The sequence below is a fragment of the Alteromonas sp. 14N.309.X.WAT.G.H12 genome, from assembly GCF_036697315.1.
Taxonomy (GTDB): domain Bacteria; phylum Pseudomonadota; class Gammaproteobacteria; order Enterobacterales; family Alteromonadaceae; genus Alteromonas.
The window spans coordinates 1-208 of record NZ_JBAHZB010000281.1 but is presented as its reverse complement, the minus strand read 5'-3'; the positions used below and the strand labels follow the sequence as shown (position 1 = coordinate 208).

Here is a 208-nt window from a genome sequence, read left to right as displayed (position 1 = left end):
GGGGCTATAGCTCAGCTGGGAGAGCGCCTGATTTGCATTCAGGAGGTCAGCAGTTCGATCCTGCTTAGCTCCACCACTTCTAAGTGCATTGATATACAGTGTATTTAAAAGTGGTATTAAATACTACGACCTGTTCTTTAACAATTTGGAAAGCTGATATTAGTAATCAATCAAATTGAGTAACTGAGAATATCGAAATGATGTTCTT

At 38.9% G+C, this 208-nt stretch carries 1 tRNA gene; it reads left to right on the top strand.

Features of this window, described 5'->3' with window-relative positions:
- Positions 1-76, top strand: a tRNA-Ala gene (locus V5298_RS20985).
- The last annotated feature ends 132 nt before the right edge of the window (positions 77-208 follow it).